Annotated in this window: 7 protein-coding genes and 1 tRNA gene; 3 read left to right on the top strand and 5 right to left on the bottom strand. The window is 38.8% G+C overall.

Features of this window, described 5'->3' with window-relative positions:
* The 3 genes from V757_RS26115 to hemA all read right to left on the bottom strand — a co-directional run.
* A partial coding sequence (locus V757_RS26115) for a N5-glutamine methyltransferase family protein (RefSeq protein ID WP_023952965.1) occupies nt 1–461 on the bottom strand: 461 nt, incomplete at its 3' end.
* Nucleotides 454–1,533 carry a peptide chain release factor 1 gene (gene prfA / locus V757_RS26110; RefSeq protein WP_023952963.1) on the bottom strand — a complete coding sequence of 360 codons (1,080 nt, stop codon included), beginning with the start codon at nt 1,531–1,533 and terminating at the stop codon, nt 454–456. The genes V757_RS26115 and prfA, both read right to left, overlap by 8 nt.
* Nucleotides 1,534–1,705: 172 nt before the next feature.
* The gene (gene hemA, locus V757_RS26105) at nt 1,706–3,004 is read right to left on the bottom strand and encodes a glutamyl-tRNA reductase (RefSeq protein WP_023952961.1); all 1,299 of its coding nucleotides are present in this window, start codon (nt 3,002–3,004) and stop codon (nt 1,706–1,708) included.
* 199 nt (nt 3,005–3,203) lie between these two features.
* Between hemA and V757_RS26100 the strand changes: the two genes are divergently transcribed.
* Nucleotides 3,204–3,279 (top strand) — tRNA-Phe (locus tag V757_RS26100).
* A 133-nt stretch (nt 3,280–3,412) separates the two neighbouring features.
* On the opposite strand, the gene V757_RS26095 is transcribed toward V757_RS26100, so the two are convergent.
* Both V757_RS26095 and V757_RS26090 read right to left on the bottom strand, forming a co-directional pair.
* Nucleotides 3,413–4,024 carry an LOG family protein gene (locus V757_RS26095; RefSeq protein ID WP_023952959.1) on the bottom strand — a complete coding sequence of 204 codons (612 nt, stop codon included), beginning with the start codon at nt 4,022–4,024 and terminating at the stop codon, nt 3,413–3,415.
* 520 nt (nt 4,025–4,544) lie between these two features.
* Nucleotides 4,545–5,285 (bottom strand): glycosyltransferase, encoded by a 741-nt coding sequence (locus V757_RS26090; RefSeq protein WP_023952957.1) that lies wholly within the window; start codon nt 5,283–5,285, stop codon nt 4,545–4,547.
* Nucleotides 5,286–5,509: 224 nt separating this feature from the next.
* On the opposite strand from V757_RS26090, the gene V757_RS28980 reads away from it, so the two are divergent.
* Both V757_RS28980 and V757_RS26085 read left to right on the top strand, forming a co-directional pair.
* Nucleotides 5,510–5,917, top strand: a complete 408-nt coding sequence (locus tag V757_RS28980) for a hypothetical protein (protein WP_218184515.1) — start codon at nt 5,510–5,512, stop codon at nt 5,915–5,917.
* A complete protein-coding gene (locus V757_RS26085; protein ID WP_218184514.1) occupies nt 5,889–7,100 on the top strand; it encodes a lyase family protein in 1,212 nt (403 codons plus the stop codon). Before V757_RS28980 ends, V757_RS26085 begins: the two co-directional genes overlap by 29 nt.
* The last annotated feature ends 230 nt before the right edge of the window (nt 7,101–7,330 follow it).

The following is a 7,330-nucleotide window of genomic DNA, read 5'->3' as shown; positions in this document are numbered from 1 at the left end:
CATTCCTTTCTGCAACCTCCAAGGTCATCAGGACTAATATCTATAGCGTCGCTTACTTGCGCTTTAGGACAATAATGAGCAATGGATACAGCAATAGCCCCACTACCCGTTCCCAAATCAAGCACTCTTGCTTGTGGCTGATGTTGCTCTACCCATTGAATAGCAGCCTCTACCAACGTTTCCGTATCAGGTCTTGGAATCAGCACTTTGGGATTAACCTGAAAAAGCAATCCCATAAACTCTCGTTCACCAAGAATATATGCCATAGGCTCACCTGCTAATCGTCTTTCTACCAGTGACTGTAGCGCTTGTTGTACCGATTCACTTAATTGATCTGTATCATGGGCAATCAACCAAGCCCGATTAACGCCCAATACTTTCTCAGCCAACATTTTTGCTTCCAATAAAGGTAACCCTGATAAAGCAAAAAATTGTTTAAGGTTAATACACGGATTAATCATCACCCAATGCCGCTAATAATTCAGCTTGTCGTTCAGCAATGAGAGCACCTGTTAACTCATCCAAAGAACCTTCCATAATTTGTGCTAATTTATACAAGGTTAAATTAATACGATGGTCGGTCACGCGACCTTGAGGATAGTTGTACGTACGAATACGTTCAGAACGGTCACCCGTACCCACTAAACTTTTACGTTCTGCCGCCTCTTTGGCTTGTTGTTCTTGGCGCTGAATATCATTAATCCGTGCAGCCAAAACACTCATGGCTCTTGCCTTATTTTTGTGCTGAGAACGATCATCCTGACACTCAGCCACAATACCAGTAGGAATATGTGTGATACGTACAGCAGAGTCCGTTTTATTAATATGCTGCCCCCCTGCACCACTCGCACGGAAAGTATCAATTCGTAGGTCAGCAGGATTTAATACTACTTCAGCTAATTCATCTGCCTCAGGTAATACAGCCACTGTACATGCTGAGGTATGCACACGGCCTTGAGATTCAGTTTCTGGTACTCGTTGCACACGATGCGCTCCTGATTCGTACTTCAAGCGTCCATAAACACCGTCACCCTCAATACGAGCAATCACCTCTCGATACCCTCCTAATTCTGAAGGATTCTCACTGATCAACTCAACACGCCAGCCTTTTTGCTCTGCATAACGACTATACATTCTAAACAAATCGCCCGTAAAGATAGCACTCTCATCACCACCTGTTCCTGCTCGAATTTCTAAGAATACCCCTCGATTATCATCAGGATCTTTAGGAAGTAACTCTAACTGTAACTGGGCTTCAAGCTCTTCAATACGAGCTTTAGCTGCTTTCATTTCTTCTTCCCCCATCTCTTTCATTTCAGGGTCTGCCATCATTTCAAGTGCCGTCGCCAAGTCAGCCTCTGTGCTTGTATAGGTTTTAAATAAAGCAACTATAGGATCAATTTCACTTCGCTCACGTGATAACTTACGAAAGCGATCCATATCCTCTACTGTATCTGGCTCTGCCAAGATCGCATCAACCTCAATCAAACGTTGACTCAATTGCTCTAAGCGTGAACGCATAGATGATTTCATAATAACTCTCTATAAAATAATTGATATTTAAAAAAGATAGAATGCTTAAAATTTTAAATTTAAAATAACTAGGCCGCTTGAAAATCAATGCTTATTTTTTAAGTAATCTCTTATGACTATATCTAGCTATTCACAAAACATTCAATATAATTATGGAAAAGAAACAAACTTGCTAATGTTCGTTTTGTTCAATAAGTGCCGCAATTTCAGTCTCTTGATAAGGGAACAACTTAGGCAATATATCTACCATTACTGCTCTCTCTTCATCTTGACTGCGATTGAGCACTTGCACTGGTGCATGCATATACTTTTGAATTAATGCCTTGGCTAATCGCTCTAATGCATCTTCTGGACTAACACCTTTGGCTAATAACTTACGAGCTTTTTCAAGCTCTAACTCTGCCATTTTATGTGAACCGCTATGCAATCCTTGAATAATAGGAACAACATTGCGATTTTGCATCCAATGCATAAAACTTTGAACTCGGCTATCAATAATAGCTTCAGCTTGGACAACAGCGGCTTGACGGGCATCATTTCCCATCTGTACAACACGACCCAAATCATCCACAGTATATAAATAAACTTCGCTAAGAGAGCCTACTTCTGGCTCAATATCACGTGGCACAGCCAAATCTACCATCACCATAGGATTAAAGCGACGTTGACGCAAGGCTTTTTGAATCATCCCCAAGCCTAAAATAGGCAAAGCAGAGGCCGTACACGATACCACAATATCATATTCGTGCAAGTGCTCAGGCAAATCCACTAAACGCATATTTTGTGCATCAAAACGTGCTGCTAACGAAGCACCACGCTCTAAAGTACGATTTGCAATCATAATTGATTTAGGATTATGCGCAGAAAAATGTGTTGCACATAATTCAATCATCTCACCAGCACCCACAAATAACACCTTGGTATCTGCGATATCACCAAACACGCGTTCGGCTAGACGTACTGCAGCAGCAGCCATTGAAACCGATTGAGCACCTATTGCTGTCTGGGTTCGTACTTCTTTAGCGACAGAGAATGTTTTTTGAAACAGCTGATTCAGCATAGTCCCCAAGGCTCCTGCCTCATTAGCGGCTCGAACAGCTGTTTTCATTTGCCCCAAGATCTGTGCTTCACCAAGCACCATAGAGTCCAAGCCTGATGCCACACGGAAAGCATGACGCACAGCTTGATCTTGATTGTATTGATATAAATGAGGAGTTATTAAACTAGAGTCTAGCGTATTAAAATCAGCCAACCATGTAGGAACATGCTCAACAATCTCAGGATTTGCCGCTAAATACAGCTCTGTACGATTACAGGTAGAGAGAATAGTCGCTTCCTTGAGACGAGAGCCAAAAGCAGAGCGCAACGCATCTAACGCCGGACGCACTAAATCTCCAGACATAGATACACGCTCACGCACAGATACAGGTGCTGAGTGATGATTTAGACCGAAAGTAAAGACATCTACCATAAGTATTGCTAGCTAACTCGCGACAATCGTAATTTCTAACTGAGTATTATACTCCTAGTCTTACAGCAATTTGTATCAAAAAAACAACTGTTTTTATAAAAAAGACCTATGTTTTCAAGGGACAATTCAAGATACCTATTATGAAAATAAAAAAAGACTATGCTTTTTTGAAATTTTGGGTTAATATTATTTTCTTCAAGGCCAGGTAGCTCAGTCGGTAGAGCAGAGGATTGAAAATCCTTGTGTCGGCGGTTCGATTCCGCCCCAGGCCACCAGATTTAAGCCCGTAGAGCATATGCTGTACGGGCTTTTTGATTTAGTATGCTCTTTTGCTCGTTATCTTTTTATTATTAATTTTTTATTTAGTATTAACTCTTTTATTAACTACTCTTTAGCAATGATCTCTGCTTATACGCCTTTTCTCATCTCTTCTACCCATTTAGGAGTTACCCATTTAGGTACATCTACAAACTGAAAATTTCTCATTTTTTCAATCAATTCACCTGCGTTATCAGCCACACACAACAAATTCATATTTGCTAAAGGCATAAACCCTTGCTTAGCCGTACTTTCTAACATAGTTAATAAAGGATCAAAAAAACCTTTTACATTTAAAAGACCTACAGGTTTAGTATGTTGCTTAAGCTGTAGTGCAGAAAATACCTCAAACAATTCTTCATACGTACCAATGCCTCCAGCCATCGCAATAAAACCATCTGCCATTTCCATCATTTTATCTTTGCGAATTGACATCGTAGGTGTTTCGATTAACTCAGTTAAGCCAGTATGAGCCATTTCTTTATTTTTTAAAAAAGTCGGCATAATACCAATGGCAGTACCATTATGCTGCAATACACTATTGGCGAGAGCTCCCATTAAACCAATTTTGCCACCGCCATAAACAAGCTGAATAGCCTCTTTAGCCATCAGCTCACCAAGTCGCTTAGCTTCTTCATAATAATCAGGAATTTCACCAAAATTTGAGCCACAATAAACCGTGATATTTTTTAAATTATTCATGCTATTCTTCTTATATATTTACGTCTCGTAAGCTCAATATACGTTCAATGCACTTACGCCTTATAAGCACAGATATTGGAAAACCTTTTTGAGAATTCTGCCGTACAGATTCTCAGCACAGATATCAAAAAATCAATAATCTAGGTTTAGCTCTGAAAAACCCGCACGCCGAAAACACTTGCTTCGTGAGCGCACTTGCTTCATGAGCGTTATCTCAATTTGGCGATTTTGACGTGCCTGTTTTTCTGCCTCTACTACAAAAATAACAACTTACGTTTGGCTCTGAAAAACCCGCACGCCGAAAACACTTGCTTCATGAGCGTTATCTCAATTTGGCGATTTTGACGTGCCGGTTTTTCTGCCCCAGCCACAAAAAATCAACCAATCAAGTTGGCTCTGAAAAACCTGCACGCCGAAAACACTACTTAACCAGACAATCTGTGCTTATGTGCTTACGTCTAGAAACCGTACATATTACGCTTTTTTCTAGAAAAATGCTAATTTTTTGTCTCTGGATAAGTTATTGTTTTTCTTTATAATGTCCAAACTTATACTCAATTTCATTGTTTCTTAATTCACCGATAAACAAACGTCGAGTATTTGCACGTAAATATGTAAAACCTGTTTTTATGAGACCGTCTTGTTTTAATCGTCTAGAATTAAAGCCAAAATGATACGGAAGCATACGATAACGGAAAGACTTGCTCGCTCTACTAACATAATCACAGTCTTCACATAGCTGGATAGATAAATCAAATCCTCCTATTTTTTCATGCACGATACGGCTACTAAAAATACATGCACCTGTTGAGGTAGGAAATACATATTGCATCACCATCATTCCCCAATCAAATAAAGCCATACCTGCACGAATCTCCCATCCATCATTACCACAGCTACCAATCCTTCCACCAGAAATAAGTAACTGCTTCTTCTCCAAATAATTTAGTGACCGCTCAAGAAAATCTGGCTTTAATCGAACATCAGCATCTAGGAAAAGAAGCCTTTCACAATTCGCATTTGCTGCCCCCGTATTACGCCCCAAACTCACCCCCCTGCTTGACATAACAACCGTAGAAAGACTTAAACGATCCTTATAACTTTCAGCAACACTTACCGTACTATCAGTACTCATACTATCAACCACAATTACTTCAAATTGCTGATAAGATTGCGCTATTAAATCATTTAAAAGATTAGGTAAATTTCTTTCTTCATTCAGCGTAATAATAATGACGCTAAGATTATTTCTAGGGTGCATATAAACTAGCCTTATTAATTGGTTTACTTATTCTAAAAACAAAATATTTTTCATGCTTAAGATATAAGGCCTGTCATATAAAGTTCATATAGAGAGATAGTGTATTGGGAGAGAGTTATAAGTTGGTGGGGGATGTTTTACTCCTGATAAACCATTATTTTGTTTACAAATAAAAGGGAGTATCCTTTTTAAATAGATAAAATATTTTATACAGAGGGAAAAATATGTTCAAATTTAAACTAATTTCTTTTATCTTATTCTCTATCTTAGTGAATCAAAGCTACGCTGATAACCCTGCAGACAAAGGTTGCAAAACAACTGATGAGTGTTTAGCACAAGTTGCTAAGGCTGGAATAGCCTCATTAAAGAACAATGATTTCACAAGTGAAAATGATAAAAAAGAAGATCAGTTCTACTGGTTACAAAAAATCAATAAAGCATCTGCTGTGATGCTAAAAGAAGAAAAAATCATCTCTTCTGAACTCGCAAAAAAACTAGCTGAAGGGATAGTTTATACAAATGAACAATCTATACAGCCTAATGGCAAACGCCCTAAAGATGTACTCCAGATTGAAAAAATCATCCAAGACAAAATTGGTCCTGATGCCTCTTTTATTCCATACTGGACGTAGTCGTCAAGATATGTATTCGACCTATCGAATGGCAAAACTACGTAACCAATCTCTCGATTATGCAGAAACCCTACTTAAACTCCGAGCTAGTATTCTTAACCTTGCCTCTCAGCATATTCATACGATAGTGCCAGCATATACCAATGGAGTTCAAGCTATGCCTCAAAGCTACGCACACTATCTGCTCGCCTTTAATGCCTCTTTTGCCAGAGATCAAGAACGTTTTATCTCGCTTTATCAGCGTATGAACAAAGCATCTATGGGTACTGCAGTACTCGCTAACTCTAGCTGGCCTCTGAATCGCCAACGACTTGCTAATCTATTAGGTTTTGATGGTCCAATTGAAAATAGTTATGATGCGAGCCAAATTGCACCTTCTGATATTGCATTTGAGGCATCTAATTTACCTGCATCAACAGCTATCCGTCTTGGCATGTTACTTAATGATATTCATACACAATACCATCAAGTTAAACCATGGATTTTATTAGACGAAAGTAGCACCTACACCAGTAGTGCAATGCCTCAAAAAAGAAACCCTGGCGTTATTATGAGAGCAAGGGAATCTGCTTCTAATGTTCTTGGACTGGTTCAAGCAGTATCAATAAGAAATCATAATGTTACTCCAGGTATGACCGACTACAAATCAGCATGGGATGATTTAAATTTATTTCCCGAAACAATGAAAATGCTAGGCAATACTCTTGTTGTCATCAAAGCACTTAAGATCAATCCTGAACGAGCCCTTGAAGAGTTAGAAAATGATTGGACGACCTCTATGGAATTAGCAGAAACATTACAAAAAGATTTTTCTATACCATTCCGAGTAGGCCATCACTTTGCCTCAAGTATCGTTACTGAGGCAAGAAATAATGGCTGGAAACCAAGCGAATTCCCTTTTGAAAAAGCCAAAGAACTTTATATAGAAGCAATTGAAAAATTTAAATTAAGTTCCCCTGAGTTACCTTTATCCGAAAAAGCTTTTCGTCAAACACTATCACCTAAATATATGGTGGAAACCCGTGTAGGTTTAGGGGGGCCACAAGCAATTGAAGTAGAAAGAATGCTAAAAGAGGCAAAGGATAAATTGAGTGCTGATATTCAATGGATACAACAAACACGTCAAAAACTCAATGCCTCCGATAAAAACCTAGAACAAGCATTTAATTCATTAATGCAATAATAAACAAACTTAATCGAAGTGGCTTAATTAACACTAACTAAGCCACTCATAACGTGTAGAAGTTCAGACTTCATCTGACAGTTCCCCGTTTGACAAGCGGTGTCTGTCAGATTAGATTTAGCTCATGCTTTTTGCTGTTCCAAATCTGATTTACCATCAATCAATGTTTCYTATGGGTSWKCGCCCACAGCACATCTTTCCTTGATGAGTTCGTTCATTATTATAGAAAT

The sequence above is a fragment of the Pelistega indica genome (assembly GCF_000506865.1).
In the GTDB taxonomy this organism is placed as follows: domain Bacteria; phylum Pseudomonadota; class Gammaproteobacteria; order Burkholderiales; family Burkholderiaceae_B; genus Taylorella; species Taylorella indica.
This window is presented reverse-complemented; position numbering and strand designations above follow the sequence as displayed.

Coding starts and splice junctions, on each gene's coding strand:
- prfA (WP_023952963.1), bottom strand. CDS start 1,533: ATGAAATCATCTATGCGTTCACGCTTAGAGCAATTGAGTCAACGTTTG.
- hemA (WP_023952961.1), bottom strand. CDS start 3,004: ATGGTAGATGTCTTTACTTTCGGTCTAAATCATCACTCAGCACCTGTA.
- V757_RS26095 (WP_023952959.1), bottom strand. CDS start 4,024: ATGAATAATTTAAAAAATATCACGGTTTATTGTGGCTCAAATTTTGGT.
- V757_RS26090 (WP_023952957.1), bottom strand. CDS start 5,285: ATGCACCCTAGAAATAATCTTAGCGTCATTATTATTACGCTGAATGAA.
- V757_RS28980 (WP_218184515.1), top strand. CDS start 5,510: ATGTTCAAATTTAAACTAATTTCTTTTATCTTATTCTCTATCTTAGTG.
- V757_RS26085 (WP_218184514.1), top strand. CDS start 5,889: ATGCCTCTTTTATTCCATACTGGACGTAGTCGTCAAGATATGTATTCG.